Source organism: Catenulispora pinistramenti (genome assembly GCF_018274385.1).
Lineage (GTDB): Bacteria > Actinomycetota > Actinomycetes > Streptomycetales > Catenulisporaceae > Catenulispora > Catenulispora pinistramenti.
The window spans coordinates 1-15,244 of record NZ_JAAFYZ010000249.1; the positions used below are offsets into that span (position 1 = coordinate 1).

17 protein-coding genes are annotated in these 15,244 nt (G+C 71.6%); 12 read left to right on the forward strand and 5 right to left on the reverse strand.

Going from position 1 to position 15,244, the window contains the following annotated elements; all coding sequences use genetic code 11:
• Positions 1-1,470: LCP family protein (locus KGQ19_RS41525; RefSeq protein WP_212019811.1), on the reverse strand; the 1,470-nt coding region annotated here is incomplete at its 3' end.
• Entirely contained in the window at positions 1,463-1,867 is a 405-nt protein-coding gene (locus KGQ19_RS41530) for a DUF6542 domain-containing protein (RefSeq protein ID WP_212019813.1), read from the reverse strand. The genes KGQ19_RS41530 and KGQ19_RS41525, both read right to left, overlap by 8 nt.
• Positions 1,868-2,044: 177 nt before the next feature.
• Here KGQ19_RS41530 and KGQ19_RS51455 point away from each other — a divergent pair, with 177 nt between their 5' ends.
• Genes KGQ19_RS51455 through KGQ19_RS41550 form a run of 4 tightly spaced genes read left to right on the forward strand, consistent with a single transcriptional unit; the run spans position 2,045 to position 6,167 of the window.
• Positions 2,045-2,905 carry an ABC transporter ATP-binding protein gene (locus KGQ19_RS51455; RefSeq protein WP_368862237.1) on the forward strand — a complete coding sequence of 287 codons (861 nt, stop codon included), beginning with the start codon at positions 2,045-2,047 and terminating at the stop codon, positions 2,903-2,905.
• 10 nt (positions 2,906-2,915) lie between these two features.
• Complete coding sequence (locus KGQ19_RS41540; RefSeq protein ID WP_212019815.1) at positions 2,916-4,256, forward strand: ABC transporter permease; 1,341 nt, start codon at positions 2,916-2,918, stop codon at positions 4,254-4,256.
• An 8-nt stretch (positions 4,257-4,264) separates the two neighbouring features.
• Positions 4,265-5,509: a sensor histidine kinase gene (locus tag KGQ19_RS41545; RefSeq protein WP_212019817.1), complete on the forward strand. Its 1,245-nt coding sequence runs from the start codon at positions 4,265-4,267 to the stop codon at positions 5,507-5,509.
• A 10-nt stretch (positions 5,510-5,519) separates the two neighbouring features.
• Positions 5,520-6,167, forward strand: coding sequence for a response regulator transcription factor (locus KGQ19_RS41550; RefSeq protein WP_212019819.1), 648 nt, complete (start codon positions 5,520-5,522; stop codon positions 6,165-6,167).
• A 259-nt stretch (positions 6,168-6,426) separates the two neighbouring features.
• On the opposite strand, the gene KGQ19_RS41555 is transcribed toward KGQ19_RS41550, so the two are convergent.
• Positions 6,427-6,810 (reverse strand): STAS domain-containing protein, encoded by a 384-nt coding sequence (locus KGQ19_RS41555; protein WP_212019821.1) that lies wholly within the window; start codon positions 6,808-6,810, stop codon positions 6,427-6,429.
• 87 nt (positions 6,811-6,897) lie between these two features.
• Here KGQ19_RS41555 and KGQ19_RS41560 point away from each other — a divergent pair, with 87 nt between their 5' ends.
• The 3 genes from KGQ19_RS41560 (at position 6,898) to KGQ19_RS41570 (ending at position 8,851) form a co-directional block, all read left to right on the forward strand.
• On the forward strand, positions 6,898-7,350 hold the full coding sequence (locus tag KGQ19_RS41560) for an ATP-binding protein (RefSeq protein ID WP_212019823.1): 453 nt from the start codon (positions 6,898-6,900) through the stop codon (positions 7,348-7,350).
• Complete coding sequence (locus KGQ19_RS41565) at positions 7,338-7,862, forward strand: ATP-binding protein (protein WP_212019825.1); 525 nt, start codon at positions 7,338-7,340, stop codon at positions 7,860-7,862. The genes KGQ19_RS41560 and KGQ19_RS41565 overlap by 13 nt, the downstream gene beginning before the upstream one ends.
• A 92-nt stretch (positions 7,863-7,954) precedes the next feature.
• Entirely contained in the window at positions 7,955-8,851 is an 897-nt protein-coding gene (locus KGQ19_RS41570; protein ID WP_212019827.1) for a SigB/SigF/SigG family RNA polymerase sigma factor, read from the forward strand.
• Between the two features lie 12 nt (positions 8,852-8,863).
• Here the strand turns inward: KGQ19_RS41570 and KGQ19_RS41575 are convergent, their stop codons facing one another.
• On the reverse strand, positions 8,864-9,316 hold the full coding sequence (locus tag KGQ19_RS41575) for a response regulator (RefSeq protein WP_212019829.1): 453 nt from the start codon (positions 9,314-9,316) through the stop codon (positions 8,864-8,866).
• Positions 9,317-9,450: 134 nt separating this feature from the next.
• Here KGQ19_RS41575 and KGQ19_RS41580 point away from each other — a divergent pair, with 134 nt between their 5' ends.
• Both KGQ19_RS41580 and KGQ19_RS41585 read left to right on the forward strand, forming a co-directional pair.
• Positions 9,451-9,948, forward strand: a complete 498-nt coding sequence (locus tag KGQ19_RS41580) for a hypothetical protein (protein WP_212019831.1) — start codon at positions 9,451-9,453, stop codon at positions 9,946-9,948.
• A gap of 267 nt (positions 9,949-10,215) precedes the next feature.
• Positions 10,216-10,836 (forward strand): hypothetical protein, encoded by a 621-nt coding sequence (locus KGQ19_RS41585; RefSeq protein ID WP_212019833.1) that lies wholly within the window; start codon positions 10,216-10,218, stop codon positions 10,834-10,836.
• A gap of 583 nt (positions 10,837-11,419) precedes the next feature.
• Here KGQ19_RS41585 and KGQ19_RS41590 read toward each other — a convergent pair.
• Positions 11,420-12,919, reverse strand: a complete 1,500-nt coding sequence (locus KGQ19_RS41590) for a serine/threonine-protein kinase (RefSeq protein ID WP_212019835.1) — start codon at positions 12,917-12,919, stop codon at positions 11,420-11,422.
• Positions 12,920-13,276: 357 nt separating this feature from the next.
• Here KGQ19_RS41590 and KGQ19_RS41595 point away from each other — a divergent pair, with 357 nt between their 5' ends.
• The 3 genes from KGQ19_RS41595 to KGQ19_RS41605 all read left to right on the forward strand — a co-directional run.
• Positions 13,277-13,582 carry a hypothetical protein gene (locus KGQ19_RS41595; protein ID WP_212019837.1) on the forward strand — a complete coding sequence of 102 codons (306 nt, stop codon included), beginning with the start codon at positions 13,277-13,279 and terminating at the stop codon, positions 13,580-13,582.
• 136 nt (positions 13,583-13,718) lie between these two features.
• Positions 13,719-14,852 carry a hypothetical protein gene (locus KGQ19_RS41600; RefSeq protein WP_212019839.1) on the forward strand — a complete coding sequence of 378 codons (1,134 nt, stop codon included), beginning with the start codon at positions 13,719-13,721 and terminating at the stop codon, positions 14,850-14,852.
• 41 nt (positions 14,853-14,893) lie between these two features.
• Positions 14,894-15,244 (forward strand): flavodoxin family protein (locus KGQ19_RS41605; RefSeq protein ID WP_212019841.1); only part of this gene is annotated, 351 nt, incomplete at its 3' end.

Below are 15,244 nucleotides of genomic sequence, written 5' to 3' on the forward strand. Positions count from 1 at the left end.
CCCGCCGCCCGGATCGGTGAGGCTGGGCGGCCCCAACGCGTCCGCCGAGTCCCCGCTCTCGGCGTTCTGCGCCATCTCGTTCGCGAACTCCTTCGCGTCCCCGAACCCGGTCATCACGATCTGCCGGATCTGCGACGGGTTCACCGTGTTGACCGACCCGTCGCCGGGCAGCACCGGCTGGCCGGTGATCGGCAGTTCCCGGAACTCGGCGTTCCCGCTGGTCAGGTTCTGCGCGCGGGAGGCGAAGTCCAGCACGTCCCAGTTGTCGTCGATCACGACGTCCTTCTTCACGACGTCGAACAGCGACCGCATCTTGCCCAGGTCGCCGATCACGCCCTCGGACTTGAGCTTGTACATCACCGAGGCCAGGAACGCCTGCTGCCGCCGGTTCCGGTCGAAGTCGCCGCGCAGCAGGTGGAAGCGCTGGCGCACGAACTGCAGCGCGGTGGCGGCGTCCAGCGTCGAGTGCCCGGCCGGCAGCTTCAGCCCGGTGCCCGCGCCGTCCTCGATCGGGTCGTACACCGGGTGGTTCAGGCAGACCTCGATCGGGCCCACGGCCTTGGCCACGTCGTAGAAGCCCAGCAGGTTGATCTCGGCCAGGTGGTCCACGTGCTCGCCGGTGAGCAGCTGCACGGCCCGGATCGTGGACTCCCGGCCCACCTCGCGGCTGATCTTCTCGATCTGCGCCTGGTCGGTCATCCCGGAGGCCTTCAGCCGGTCCACCGCGATCGCCTTGGCCTGGCCGTACGCCTCCTTGATCTTGTGCATCCCCAGGTCCGGGAGGTCGCCGACGGCCGAGGCGCCGCCGGGCTCCTCGACGTAGTCGTCGCGGGCGATGGAGAACGCGGTGACCCGGCCGCCGTCGGCCGGGATGTGCAGGAAGATCAGGACGTTGGTGTTGTAGCCGCCGATGTCCGAGGAGCCGGCGTGCAGTTCGGACTCCACGAAGTCCGTCGGCAGGTCGTTGCCGTTCATGTCTTTGCGGGAGTCGAGCCCGACCAGCAGCAGGTTGACCGAGCCGTCCAGGTGCGGGGCGACGTAGCCCTTCTCGCCGGAGCGGATCTGGTTGATCGCGTCGGAGGTGAGCAGGCCCGAGGTCAGGTTGTGGTACGCGGCCCAGGTCGCGGCGCTGGCCAGGACGATCGCGGCGGAGGCGGTGCAGGCCAGTGCGCGGGCGGTGATGATCGCGCGGCGGCGGCGCGGCCGGCGGGGTTCGGGCCGTTCGGGACCCTCAGGCCGTTCGGGACTCGGCGGGCCCGGAGGGCGCGGCGGCTGCTGCGGACGCGGCGTCCAGTAGCGCAGGTCGTCCTGCGGACGGGAACCCGGCGCGCGCGGGGACAGATCGTAGGGCGGCTGGAACCGGGGCCGCTGTTGGGGTCGGCGGCCGGACCCTGATCCGTACTCGGACGATCCGTACTCGGACGATCCGTACTCGGACGATCCGTACTCAGGCGATCCGTACTCAGGCACCGGTGGACCCCCGGCGGAACGTCCGGCGTAACGCCGCGACGGCGGCCGTGGCCAGCAGCGTCACGATCATCGCCGGGAAGGCGTCGATCATCCCGTGCGCCACCGCGACTGCCTGCTTGGTGGTCCCGCCGGAGGCGTCGAACACCTCGCGCCCGACGCACACCGCCCAGATCGCCACCGGCGCCAGCGGCAGCACCCACCACAGCCCCGCCGGTCGCACCCGCAGCGCGGCCAGCGACGCGGCCCCCGCGCACAACACCGCGAACACCGCGCCGCCGAAGAACATCCCGATCGCCGGGGCGAGCAGGAGCAAGGCGGTGACGCGTCCGGCCGTGATGTTTGCGCGCGTGGTGGGCGCGCGGTGACAGCTGCCATGGGTGCCCGGGGTGTGTGGCATGTGGCACATCCTCACATCTTGGGCGGCGGCGATGGGATAAGTCCGGGAAGTGTCTGATGCCGCATTCATCAGCTGACGCAATGATCATCCCGGCAGGCCTCAAGTCCCCTCCGAAGACGGGTACTAGCACCCCTGATTCCGGGCCCGCGCCGGGCGAGTCTGGATCACATGACAGCCATGGAAGACGCGCTGCGTCTGGAATCGGTGAGCAAGACGTTCGGCGACCAGGTGAAGGTCGCCGCCCTGGACCAGGTGAGCCTGGGCCTTCCCTATGGCACCTTCACCGCCGTGATGGGCCCCTCCGGCTCGGGCAAGAGCACCCTGCTGAACTGCGCCTCCGGACTGGAGCGCGCGGACTCCGGCCGGATCGTGATCGGCGGCCAGGAACTGGACACCTCCGACGAGACCGCCGCCACCCGGTTCCGCCGCGGCCGCATCGGCTTCGTGTTCCAGGCCTTCAACCTGCTGCCGACGCTGACCGTCTGGCAGAACGTGCTGCTGCCGGCCCGGATCGCCGGGACCACCGTGGACAAGCGGCGGGCGAAGGCCCTGCTGGAGCGGGTCGGGCTGGCCGACCGGCTGAACCACCGCCCGGCCGAGCTGTCCGGCGGCCAGCAGCAGCGGGTGGCGATCGCCCGGGCCATCGTCAACCGGCCGGCGCTGCTGTTCGCGGACGAGCCGACCGGCGCGCTGGACTCGGCGCGCGCGGCCGAGGTGCTGATGCTGCTGGGCGAGTCGGTGCGGGAGTTCGGGCAGACCGTGGTGATGGTGACGCACGACCCGGTCGCCGCCGCCTACGCCGACCGGGTCCTGTTCCTGGCCGACGGCCGGATCGTCGAGGAGATGCGGGCGCCGCAGGCCACGGGGATCGCGGCGCGGATGGCCGCGTTCCGGCAGTCCGGCACTGGCACTGGCACTGGCACCGGCGCCGGTGTCGGAGCCGCGGCTGGCGCTGGCGGCGCGGGTCAGCGCGCGTACTCCGCCGGGCTGACGGACGCCGGCCTGACCGACTCCCGCTACACCGGATCGGCGGCCTGACATGCGCACCGTGAGCCTGAGCAATCTGCGGCACCGCCGCGCGGCGTACCTCGCCTCGTTCCTGAACCTGTTCCTCGGCGGCGCGATCCTCACCGGCTTCGCCGCCCTCTATGAGACCGGCAGCGCGCCGGGCCTGTCGAAGGACGACCGCTCGGCCCTGCAGACCATGGCCCTGGTGATCGGCGGCTGGGGCGCGCTGATCATCGCCTTCGGCACCGCCGCCACCCTCAGCCTGACGGTGCAGCAGCGGGAGAAGGAGATCGCGCTGCTCAAGGCGGCCGGCGCGCTGCCCCGGCAGATCCGCCGCATGATCATGGCCGAGACCGGGATCCTGCTGGTCGCCGCGGCGATCCCGGCGGTCCCGGCCGGGCTGGGCGTGGGCCACGGCATGCTGGCCATGCTGAAGTCCTCCCACCAGGTCTCGCACGGCGTCGACTTCAAGTTCGGCGCCACCACCTTGGCCATGGGGCTCGGCGACATCGTGGCGGCGGCCCTGGTGGCCGCGATCGCGACCGGGCGCCGCGCGGCGAAGCAGAGCACGGCGGCCTCGCTGGTCGCCGCCGCCACCGAGGACGCCGGCATGTCGCGCAAGCGCAAGATCGGCGCGGTGGTGCTGATCCTGCTCGGCCTGGACGACGCCGTGATGACCGCGACCCTGATGAAGAACGAGGGGTACGACACCATGGAGATCGCCGGCCAGGCCTGCATCCTCACCGGCATCGGGCTGGCGCTGCTGGCCCCGGTGCTGATCCGGATCACCGCCGCGGTGCTGGGCCCGCTGATGCGGCGCAGCGGCGGCTACCTGGCCGAGGCCGAACTGCGGCGGCACTCGCGGCAGGCGGCAGGCGTGCTGATGCCGGTGATCCTGTTCGTGTCGCTGGCCAACGGCGCGCTCTACGAGCAGTTCATCCAGGACGACGCCAACCGGGCCCTGCACGTCGCCGTCTCGGCCGACGACAAGAGCGTGCAGACACTGAGCTTCCTGGTGACCGCCATGATCGCGTTGTTCGCGGCGGTGGTCGTGGCGAACATCGCGGTCTCCAGCACCCTGCACCGCCGCCGCGAGTTCGGCCAGCGGCGCCTCATCGGCGACACCCCCGGCGAGGTCCGGCGCGCGCTGAGCTGGGAGACCTGCGCGATCCTGGTCGCCGGCCTGGTGTTCGGCACGCTGGCCGCGCTGGTCGGGGTGATCCCGTTCAGCTACGCCCGGACCGGCGACTTCCTGCCGGACCAGGGCCTCGGGGTGTTCCTCGCAGTGGGCGCCGGCATCATCGTGCTGACCTTCGCGGCCTGCCTGGGGGCGGCTCGGCGGGCCATGCGGGTCTCCGCGCTGGCCGCGATCAACGGCTGATCACCATAATGGCGGACGACGAAGGGACGGATCTGATGGCCTGGCTGCCGCGGGTGTTCGGGGGTGGCGCCGCCCAGTGGCGGGTGCGTGCCGCCTCGACCGCCCTGGCGGCCGGCCGGGGTCTGGTGCTGGCCCTGGTGTCGCTGCTGGCGGGGGTCCCGCTGGTGGTCGCCACGGTGCTGACCCTGGGCCTGATGCCGATCGGCGGCGGGATGCTGGTGCCGCCGGTGATCGGCGGCGCGGTGCGGGGACTGGCGAACTGGCAGCGCGGGATCGCGCGGAGCTGGAGCGGCATCGTGATCGACGAGCCGTACCTGCCCCGGTCCGGCCGCGGCCGGGTCCGCTGGCTGCTCGGCGACCCGGGGACCTGGCGGGACCTGCTCTGGCTGGTCACCAACACCGCTGTCGGGCTGACGTTGGGTCTGCTGCCGCTGACTCTGGTCGGCTGGGGCGTGGTCGGGGCGTTCGCGGTGCCCGGGCTGGTGCTGAGCGACAGCGCGTTCTGGCCGTTCGGGTTCGGCATCGGGATCGTGGCCCTGCTGCTGGCGCCGTTCGCCGGCCCCACGCTGATCCGGGCCCAGGCCCAGTACTCCCAGCTGCTGCTGGACTCCACCGACGTCGGCGAGCGGATCAGCACCCTGACCGTGACCCGGGAGCGGGTCAGCGACGACGCCGAGGCCGAGATGCGGCGCATCGAGCGGGACCTGCACGACGGCGCGCAGGCCCGGCTGGCCGCGGTCGGGCTGAGCCTGGGCATGGCCGAGGACCTGGTGCGCGCCAACCCGGACGAGGCGATCGCGCTGCTGGCCGAGGCCCGCGAGCACAGCGGCGCGGCGCTGGCCGAACTGCGCTCGCTGGTCCGCGGCATCCTGCCGCCGGTACTGGCCGAGCGGGGCCTGGGGGACGCGCTGCGGGCGCTGGCCTACGCCTCGCCGATCCCGGTCGAGGTTCGCAGCGACCTGACGGAGCGGTTGCCGGCCCCGCGCGAGTCAGCCCTCTACTTCGGGATCGCCGAGGCCTTGGCGAACGTGCTGAAACACAGTGGCGCCGCGCGGGGGCGGATCGACGTGTTCCGGCGCGAGGACCGGGTGATCGCCGAGGTCTGGGACGATGGCTCCGGCGGCGCGGACATCGCCGGCGGCGAGGGGCTGGCCGGAGTGCGGCGGCGGCTGGCGGCGTTCGACGGGACGCTGACCGTCGACAGTCCGGCCGGGGGGCCGACGACGGTGACCCTGGAGGTGCCGTGCGAGTGAGGAAGCCTTGATGCGCGTAGTACTGGCCGAGGACCAGGCCCTCCTGCGGGACGGTCTGGTCCGGCTGCTGTCGGCACACGACTTCGAGGTCGTCGCGGCCGTCGAGACCGGCCCGGACCTGCTGGACGCGCTGCTCGCCGAGCGGCCGGACGTCGCGGTGGCCGACATCCGCCTGCCCCCGACGTTCAAGAACGAGGGCCTGGCCGCCACGCTGGAAGCCCGGCGCCGGGTCCCCGGTCTGCCGGTGCTGATCCTTTCGCAGCACGTCGAGCCGCTCTACGCCCGCGAACTCCTGTCCGACAGCGCCGGGGCCGTCGGCTATCTGCTGAAGGACCGGGTTTCGAACGTGCGTTCGTTCGTGGACGCGGTGCGGACCGTCGCCGGCGGCGGCACCACGATGGACCCCGAGGTCATCGCCCAACTGCTGGCCCGCCGCTCCCGCGACGAACGGCTCAGCTCACTGACCCCGCGCGAGCGCGAAGTGCTGGCCGCGATGGCCGAGGGCCACGCCAACGCCGGGATCGCCGCCCGCCTGGTGGTCACCGAGAAGGCGGTCAGCAAGCACATCAACACCATCTTCGCCAAACTCGGCCTGCTGCCCGATCTGGACGGCAACCGGCGGGTGCTGGCCGTCCTGGCTTTCCTGGACGCCGCATGACCTTTGGACGCCGCATGACCTCTGGACGCCGCATGACCTCTTAGGGACTTTCGCACCCCCGGGCTATGCTTTTCGCACGTCGGATACCTGACAATAGGCGCGGCGCCGCCTGTCGGCCGACGGCTCGCGACGGCGCACCGCCGCCCCGCGTGCCCCACCTCACCGAGAGTGGATCGAGTTTGGATTCGGTGGAGCGGGTAGCGGTGTTCGCGGTGGCCTGTCGGACCGGACGCGTGGAAGGGGTGGCGATGACCGATGGTCAGCGTCCGCTGCCGCTCCCGCTGCTGTCCAGGACGAACAAGTCGGCGACGCCGGCCAGCTGGAGCACCCGCAGCACCGCCTCCGACGGCGCGGCCAGGGTCAGGTGCGCGTCCGCGGCGGCGGCCTTGTGCTGGGCCCGGATCAGCGTGCGCAGGCCCATCGAGTCCAGGAAGGCCACCCGCGAGCAGTCGACGACCACGTGCGCCCCGGGGCGCACGTACTCGTCCAGCACGCTCCACAGCGTGTCCGCCGCGGCCAGGTCCACATCGCCGGCCACGGTGACCGTGACCGCCGCCGGACCCTTGCCGTCCCCGGTGACCGCGGCGGCTCCGCCCCGGTCCGGGTCGTTGTCGACCTCGACCGAGAAGCCCTCGACCGCCATGACGCCTCCTGTTTTCCCACCCAGCCCGCGTGATCCCGGATCGCTACCGACGATATCGGGTCGGCTCACGGCTGGGAATCTGACGCGATGACCTCGCGCCGCAGGGCCCAGACCGACCTGGCCCCGGGTCCCTCGGCGCCGGCCCGGGCCCGGGACTTCCTGACCGAGACCTGCCGGCGCTGGCACGTCACCGACTTCGTCGCCGACGCCGCGCTCGTGGTCAGCGAGCTTGTCACGAACGCGGTCCGACACGCCGGGACTGAGATGCGGCTCACGCTGGAACTGCGCGACGGCGCGCTGACCGTGAGCGTCCACGACCACGGCCCCGGCCTGCCGCGGCTGATCCCGCCGGCCGAACGCGGCTACGGTGGCCAGGGACTGGCGATCGTGGTGCAGTTGGCGCAGGCCTGGGGGGTCGCGGTCGAGGACGACGGCGGAAAAGCCGTATGGTGCCGACTCGGGCCGCGGGCCGCGGTCCCGGCCGGGGCGGGCACTCAGCGGCAGCGGTGGAAAGGGGAGCAGGACGTATGGAGCGCGTGAGCGGAGTGGGTGGCGAGGACGCCGTCGGCCCGGGTGGCGCCGGGGTCCGTCCGTCCGGTGCGGACGCCGATGCCGACACGAGTGCGGAGGGTCGCGTCCCGGTGACGCTGAGCATCCCCGCCGAGCGTGACTACGTGGTCCTGGTCCGGTCGGCCGCCGGGCACCTCGGCGTGCGCGCCGGGTTCTCGATGGCCGAGATGGGCGACTGGCGGCTGGCCGTCGACGAGGCGTGCGGGCTGTTGCTGTTACCCGACGAGGTCGACGTCATCGGCGAGGAGCTGGACTGCGTCTTCCGGCTCGGCCCGGCCGGCCTGGCGCTCACCGTCTCGGCCGAGGCCCGGCCCGGCTCCAAGCCCCAGGTCGGCGGCTTCGGCTGGTCGCTGCTCGCGGCGCTGGTCGACGACCTGCAGTGGGCCGAGGAGGAGGGCCGGGTGCGGGTGGACATCGTCAAGCGCGCGGCGGGGGCCGGCGGGCCAGGGCCCGGCGGCCCGGCCCGGGCGGGGGTGCGGTGAGCACTCGGGGGAACAGTCCCGGTCCGGCGTCCTCCGGCCGCGGCGGGTCCGAACGCGACGGTGAGCCGGTGCAGCCGCCTCACCACAGCGCCGTGCCCGCCTCGCGCGCCGTGCGTCCCGACCGCCAGCTGCCCGACCAGGACTCGGACGTCCCGCTGCCGAACATCCCCTCGCCGCGCCTCGGCGGCGTGCCGAAGGACCGCGCCGAGCACCGCGCGGAGATCCACCGCCGGTTCGAACAGCTCGCGGCCTGCGAGCCGGACAGCGCGCGCCACCGCACGATGCGCGACGAGCTGATCGCCGAGCACATGAACTACGCGCGCTACGTCGCCTCCCGCTTCAGCGTCCCGGCCGACACCGCCGAGGACCTGGAGCAGGTCGCGTACCTGGCGCTGATCAAGGCGGTCGACAACTTCGACCCGGCGCGCGGCACCGCCTTCCTGGGCTACCTGACGCCGATGGTCGCCGGCGAGATCAAGCGCTACTTCCGCGACTCCACCTGGGACGTGCACGTCCCGCGCCGCATGCAGGAGCTGAGCCTGGCCCTGCACGGCGCCCCGGCCGAGCAGCTGGAGCGCCGGCTGGGCCGCTCGCCGACGATCGCGGAGCTGGCCGAGCACCTGGGCGCGCAGCCGGAGGAGATCGTCGAGGCCTTCGACGCCTCGGCCGCCTACAGCGCCACCTCGCTGGAGCGCCCGCTGGTGCCCGGTGACGAGCAGGGCGCGAGCCTGGGCGAGACGCTGGGCGGGGACGACGACGCCTACGAGTGGGTCGTGGACCGCGAAGCCCTCAAGCCGCTGCTGGCCGCGCTGCCGGAGAAGGACAAGCGCATCCTGCTGATGCGCTTCTTCCGCGGTATGACGCAGAGCCAGATCGGCACCGAGCTCGGGGTGTCGCAGATGCAGGTCTCGCGCTATCTCACCCGGATCCTGGGCACGCTGCGCGACGCCGTGCTGGTGGACGACGGCGAGACCGAAGAGCAGGCCTGACTCAGCTCGGCATCAGCTCGGCATCAGCTCTCCCAACAGCCGCAGCAGCCGCGTGACGTCCACCGGTTTGGGCACGTGCTCGTCCATCCCGGCGGCCAGCGCCTTGGCCCGGTCGCCGGCCGAGGACTCGAACGTGACCGCGATGATGGCCGGCGGCTCGGGCTGGTCCAGCTCGCGGATCCGGGCCGTGGTGGCGTAGCCGTCCAGGCCCGGCATCGCGATGTCCATCAGGACCGCGCGGATGGTCGGGTCGTGCTGGAGCGCCGCCACGCCGTCCGGACCGTTGGCGGCCTGCAGGACGGTGAGCCCGCGGGCACTCAGGGCACTGCCGAGGGCGAACGCGCCGCGCCGGTCGTCGTCCACGATCAGGACCTTCTGCCCGGCGAATAAGGGCGGGCCGGAACCGGCCCCGCCGCGCGAGACGTCGGGGACGGGCTCACGCCGGTGTTCGGCAGGATGCGCCATCCCTCCATACTCCGCGCTCGCCCGCTATTTGAGAACTCTGATTCGAACACGGTTCCGGGCGCGGCCGATTGGCCGGGGTCGAACCGGGTAACGGCACGTGTTCGCGGCTCCAGCTCAGGCTCGGGAGGGTCGTCGTGCTCGTCACTGTGATCGTCGTCCTGGTTGTGATCGCCGCTTTGGCGGCGATGTTCTACTTCGGGCCCGCCGGCTGGCGGGCCTCGGCCGCCGGAACGTTCGGCGGCCTGTCCACCCGGATCGGCGGGTTCATCGACAACGGCCGCGCGGACCCGGGGCTCGGGGGCACCGTCGGCGCCGCCGCGGCCACACCCCAGCCGCCGCGCTTCACCGACGCCGACCGGGCCTATCTGGACGGCGTGTGGAAGCACGTGCAGAGCACCTTCGTGAGTAATCCGCGGGTCGCCGTGACCCTGGCCCACAGCACTGCCGAGGGCTTCTTCACGGCGCACGGCGTGCCGACCGAGGGCCTGCCGGAGGCGCCGGACGGCCGCGAGGCCGAGACTGAGACCGATGCCGGGGGCGCCGGGGACGTCGTGGCCGCCGAGGACACCGAGACGCTGCGGCTGCGGCTGCTGGCGATCAAGACGTGGTCGGACCGGGAGGCCGCCCGCTGAGGCCGGCGCGGCTGCCGTCGCCGTACCCGGCAGCCGCGCCGCTTTTCATGCCGCGCGGTGTGGGTGACTTCTTACGCGGCGGTGTGGGCGCTTCTCATGTCGCGGTGTGGGCCGCTTCTCATGCGGCCGAACGCGACCGCGCGTGCCGTTGTCCGCGGCCTTTTCCACCTGTTGAGAAGCCGCCCGGCCGCACAGTTTCGAATCCTGTGACCGGGTACCTGGCAGGGGCGCGGCGATGACAGCCGCGCGAGCAGTGAGGAGGCTGCTATGAGCACCATGACCGAAAAGGCGGGCTACTCGATCGGTGCGGGCGTCAGCTGCGCCGACGGAGATTGCGGCCGGCTGCACCGGATCATCATGGACCCGGCCACCCAGACACTGACGCACCTCGTCGTCGGGCGCGATCCACACACGGCGCGCCTGGTCCCGGTCTCGCTGGTGGACAGCGCCGGCGTCGAGGCCATCATCTTGTCCTGCACCGGCTCCGGGTTCGACCTGCTGGAGCCGGCGCAGGCCACCGAGATGGTGCAGCCGGCGGCCCCGGCCGGCGGACCGGCCACCGGCGGCGGCACGCTCGGCGGCGGCTACCGGGCTCCATCCAAGCCGGACATGGTCCACTACGACCGGGTCCCGGTCGGCGAGATCCAGTTGCGCCGCAACGAGCGCCTGCACGCCGCCGACGGCGACATCGGGCACATCAAGGGCCTGCTGGCCGCGCCCGACCACCACGTCACCCACATCCTGCTCGCCGAAGGACACCTGTGGAGCCGCAAGAAAGTCGCGGTGCCGATCCGCAACGTGGTCGACGCCACCTACGGCGTCCAGGTGGACCTGACGCGCGGGGAACTGAAGGACCTGCCCGCGGTCGATCTGACGCGGGTCGGGTGACCACCGCGGCGGCCGGCCGACTCGCCGGCCGCCGGACCACCCGGCGAACGGGGCCGGCGCCTAGTGCGGCGTCAGACGGGGAGCCGGAGCTATGAAGACCGCGGCGCGCGTCAAGGACGCGCCGCACCGAACGGCCGGCCGGCATCCCGCCGGACCGGACCAGAGCGGACCCGGGACCGCAGGCGGGTGCGGCCCCGGGTCCGCCGTGCCAAGTGTGGAGCCGGCGCGGCCCGGCGCGCACTCGGTTCGAGAGGGTTGGCGGCGGATGGCGGTTGACATGTCCGTTCGAAGTCCGGTCGGGGCGCCGCGTGGACTGGCCGGAGGCGGCGACGGCGGTCGCCGGGACAGACGTATGCGTGGCGTGAGGATGCGGGTGCGATGGGGCCGGTTGGCGCGGTGGGCGGCTTTCCGGTGCGGGATGCGGTAGAGCTCACGGGGTCGACAGAGCCCGCCCAGGGCCGCGGCGTCCGCATCAGCAGGCTGTGATGCCTACCTACGGTCGCCGCTCGAACCGGCTGTGACTCGAACTCTCAGCTGTGACTCGAACTCAGCTGTGACTCGAACTCTCAGCTGTGACTCGGACTCAGCTGTGACTCGGACTCGGGGACGCCGGCGGTGAGCTGTGCGACGCCGAACTGTGCGGCGCGGACGGGCTCGACGACGGTGCGCTCGACGGGCTCGAGGTGCTGCTCGGTGTGCTCGGGGCCGACGTGCTCTGCGTCGTGGACGTCGTGGAACTCGTCGTCGGGCTCGGCACGCCGGTCGTGCTGGACGTCGACACCGGCGTCGTCGGCGCCGGCGGGGAACCGGTGGTCGGGCTCGGCGCGGTCGTCGAACTCTGCGATGACGTCTTGCCGCTGACCGAGCGGGTCAGCGGGGACTGGCTCGATGTCGTGCCCACGGACGCCGAGGGCGGCGGACTCGGATTGTGGCTTCCGCTGCGCAACACCAGGACCAGGGCCGTGGCCAGCGCCGCGATCACCGCGACCGAGAGCACCCCGGCCACCCAGCCCGCGCCGCCCCCGCCGTGCTTGCCTTCCGGCGGTTCCCCTATCCCGATCCGTTCCACGGTCCGCTCGCCGGTGTCCCCAAGCTGCTCGGTCGGCCGGTCCGCCGAGGTGGGCAGCACCAGCGTCGGGTCCGGCGGCGGGACGGCCCTGGTCAGCGCATCGTTGTCGGGCTGCGGGAACACCGCGATGCCCTCGTAGTCCAGGATCTCCGCCGCGCTTTGCGCTATGGCCGCCGTCAGCTCCGCCGGGAGCCACGCGTTGCCGCCGGGGGTGTCGGCCATCCGCCCGATGATCTGCGCGGTGCTGGGCCGCCGCTCCGGCTCCTTCGCCAGGCACGTGGCGATCAGCGGGGCCAGCGACGGCGGCAGGCCGGACAGGTCCGGCTCGTCGTGCGCGATGCGGTAGAGCAGGGTGTGGTCCGGGCCGCCGCCGAAGGGGTTGCGTCCGGTGGCGGCGTAGGCCAGGACGGTACCGAGCGAGAAGACGTCGGTCGCGGGGGTCAGCTCCTGGCCCCGGGTCTGCTCCGGCGACATGAAGCCGGGGGAGCCGATGATGGTGCCGACGTCGGTGCGGGTCAGGTCGGCCGCCGCGATGACCCGCGAGATGCCGAAGTCGATGACGTGCGGCCCGTCCACGGCGAGCATCACGTTCGACGGCTTCAGGTCCCGGTGCACCACCCCGGCCGCGTGGATCTCGGCCAGCGCTCGGGCCAGCCCGTAGGCCAGCACCCGCAGCGAGCTCTCCGGCAGCCGCGCGCCGCCGCTGACCACCGCGCGCAGCGTCAGCCCGGACACGTAGGCGGTCGCCAGCCACGGCATCGGCGCGTCCGGATCGGCGTCCACCACCGCCGCCGTGTACCGCCCCGACACCAGTCGCACGGCCGCGACCTCCTGCCGGAACCGCCGCCGGAACTCCCGGTCACCGGCCAACTCGGCCTTGACCACCTTCACCGCGACAGTGCGCCCACCCCGGGTCCGGCCCAGGAACACCTGTCCCATGCCCCCCGAACCCAGCCGCGCGATCAGCACGTAAGGACCCACAGTGCGCGGATCCCCGGCCTCCAGCGGTTCCACTTTGTGGACCTCCCCGATCGGGCGCTTTCTACCAGTAGTAGTCCAGCATCGCAGCGAACTGAAGCGCCAGGTACCTCGCACGCTCCGGCACGGCCACACTCCACCCGATCGGGGGGTTTGCGCCGTATAGGTTGTGACGCTCGGAGAAGGTGCGGCCTGTCTGTCGAAGAGTCGAAGAGTCGAAGAGTCGCAGAGGGGTGGGTGGTCAGGTGTTCAAGAAGCGCGACGCCGCCGAGAGCGTCACCACCGAACAGGTCCGGGACGCGGCCGGGCGACTGCTTCCGGAGCTGGTGGCCGAGCAGCTGCCGAGACTTGTCGCGGCGCGGCTGACGGCGATGAGCGCGAGCGAGCTGGAGGATGATGGAGCGGAAAGGCCAGACGGTCCGGGAGGTCAGCTCCTGGCTTGCCCCGTTCGCGACTCCCGCGGTCATGGTGGTTCCACCGGTGGTCACGCACCTCAGAGTCGATGACATTCGCGGGCGGGAGTGGACGGTTCGGCTACTGAAGATCGATGAACTACCCGCGTTGGCGGAGATCCGCGGTGAAGGCCGCACCGACACCGTGCTGCCGAAGGAGATTGGAATCCTGGGGACGCCGGCCAACATCGGGAACATGAGCGGAGCCCTGAAGCGCTTCTTAGACCCGGATGAACGGTCTACCTGACTCTATCCTTCCAGGTCAGCTGCCTGCTTCCCGCCCTCCTGGACGCCTCGGCGCCGGAACTGTCCGCGTGCGTCGTGGCGCGCGTCCGACCTCGCTGGCAGACTTCTGAGATCGGTGCGGTGAAAGGGGTGGTCGGGTGTTCGACAAGCGCGAAAGCGTCGTAGCCGAACAGGTCCGGGGCGCGGTCGAAGGATTGCTTCCAGCGCTGGTGGCCGAGCAGCTGGCGGGGCTTGTCGCTGAGCGGCTGGCGGGGCTCGTGGCTGAGCAGTTGCCGGGCCTTGTCGCGGAGCAGTTGGCGGCGATGGGGATAGGCGCGCCGACGGTTCGGGAAGCCGTTCCCGGCAGTGAACACGGTACGTCGAGCTGGATCCGGGAGGCGTGCGAGGCGTTCGCGGACTATGAGAATCAGTTCTTGTCGTTCGAGTTCGATCCCGAGGGTCCCGCTACGTCCTCCACGATGCGTCGCTATCACTGGATCGCGACCGAGGCGCTGGCCAAGGCCTCGCGGATGCTCGACGAGGCTGACGAGACAGACGAGAGTGAGGCGGTCTACGCGGTGATCGGCCGGGGACGTGGCGCCCTGGTGCGTTTGGACGCCGTGCGCAGTGGGCGTCCGGTGCCGCTTGAGATCCTGACCGCCGAGGAGCTGGAGGGGCCACCGAAGCCGGAACGTGGTCCACACACCGCCGAGCGGTTCGCTTGGCAGGGGGTCGGAAGTGCGGATTTCAGCTTCGACCGTCCGTTTCCGCAGCGCACAACATTGCTCCTATGTGATGGCTCTGATTACAAGGGGGAGGTGTTCATCAAGCTGATGGAGCGGACGGAGCAAACGGTTCGGCAGGTCGAAGCCCATCGTGTCGAGGAGGGGCTTTCCGAGGTCGTGGTGGTTCCGCCGGAGGTCACGCACCTGAAAGTCGAGGACTATTCAGACGTGGGCTGGACCGCCCGGCTCATTGAGATTTACAAACTGCCCGCGTTGGAGGACATGACGCGGGCCGATTGTGGCGGTGTCTACCACCACACGTTGGGGGATGTTCGTGCGACGATACAGTGCCTCGACTCGATAACGATTTCGTTCTATCAGTTCTGCGATTGCGCATCACATTGCGATGTGAGCGGGCATCGGAAGGCACGAATCGTGGCGACGATCGACGGTGAAGCCCGCGCCGAGATCGTGCTGCCGCAGGAGAGCGGCGTATTGGAGGTCTCCACGGAGGACGCCTGGTCACTAGACCTTGTGCCAGAGCCGAGCGCCGCTCGTCAGGGCTGAGGTGCGTTGCCTGCCATCGGCGTCATGACAGGATCGGATGCATGCCCACCCTCCTGATCGTCCACCACACGCCGTCCCCGACGCTCCAAGCGATGTTCGAGGCTGTGCTTGCCGGTGCGACGAACGAGGACATCGAGGGCGTGGCGGTCGAGCGGCGCCCGGCGCTGGCGGCGACGGCGGTGGATGTGCTGGCGGCGGACGCGGTGATCGTGGGCACGCCGGCCAACATCGGGTACATGTCCGGCGCCTTGAAGCACTTCTTCGACCAGGTGTACTACCCCTGCCTCGACGCGACGAAGAAGCTGCCCTACGCCGCCTACGTCCACGGCAACAGCGACACCGTCGGCGCGCTGCGGGCGATCGAGTCCATCGCGGGCGGGATGGGGTGGGAG

Bases quoted from the DNA above. Each gene is read 5' to 3' on its own strand.
- KGQ19_RS41530 (WP_212019813.1), bottom strand. From the start codon at position 1,867: ATGCCACACACCCCGGGCACCCATGGCAGCTGTCACCGCGCGCCCACC.
- KGQ19_RS51455 (WP_368862237.1), top strand. From the start codon at position 2,045: ATGGAAGACGCGCTGCGTCTGGAATCGGTGAGCAAGACGTTCGGCGAC.
- KGQ19_RS41545 (WP_212019817.1), top strand. From the start codon at position 4,265: ATGGCGGACGACGAAGGGACGGATCTGATGGCCTGGCTGCCGCGGGTG.
- KGQ19_RS41550 (WP_212019819.1), top strand. From the start codon at position 5,520: ATGCGCGTAGTACTGGCCGAGGACCAGGCCCTCCTGCGGGACGGTCTG.
- KGQ19_RS41555 (WP_212019821.1), bottom strand. From the start codon at position 6,810: ATGGCGGTCGAGGGCTTCTCGGTCGAGGTCGACAACGACCCGGACCGG.
- KGQ19_RS41560 (WP_212019823.1), top strand. From the start codon at position 6,898: ATGACCTCGCGCCGCAGGGCCCAGACCGACCTGGCCCCGGGTCCCTCG.
- KGQ19_RS41565 (WP_212019825.1), top strand. From the start codon at position 7,338: ATGGAGCGCGTGAGCGGAGTGGGTGGCGAGGACGCCGTCGGCCCGGGT.
- KGQ19_RS41575 (WP_212019829.1), bottom strand. From the start codon at position 9,316: ATGGCGCATCCTGCCGAACACCGGCGTGAGCCCGTCCCCGACGTCTCG.
- KGQ19_RS41585 (WP_212019833.1), top strand. From the start codon at position 10,216: ATGAGCACCATGACCGAAAAGGCGGGCTACTCGATCGGTGCGGGCGTC.
- KGQ19_RS41595 (WP_212019837.1), top strand. From the start codon at position 13,277: ATGATGGAGCGGAAAGGCCAGACGGTCCGGGAGGTCAGCTCCTGGCTT.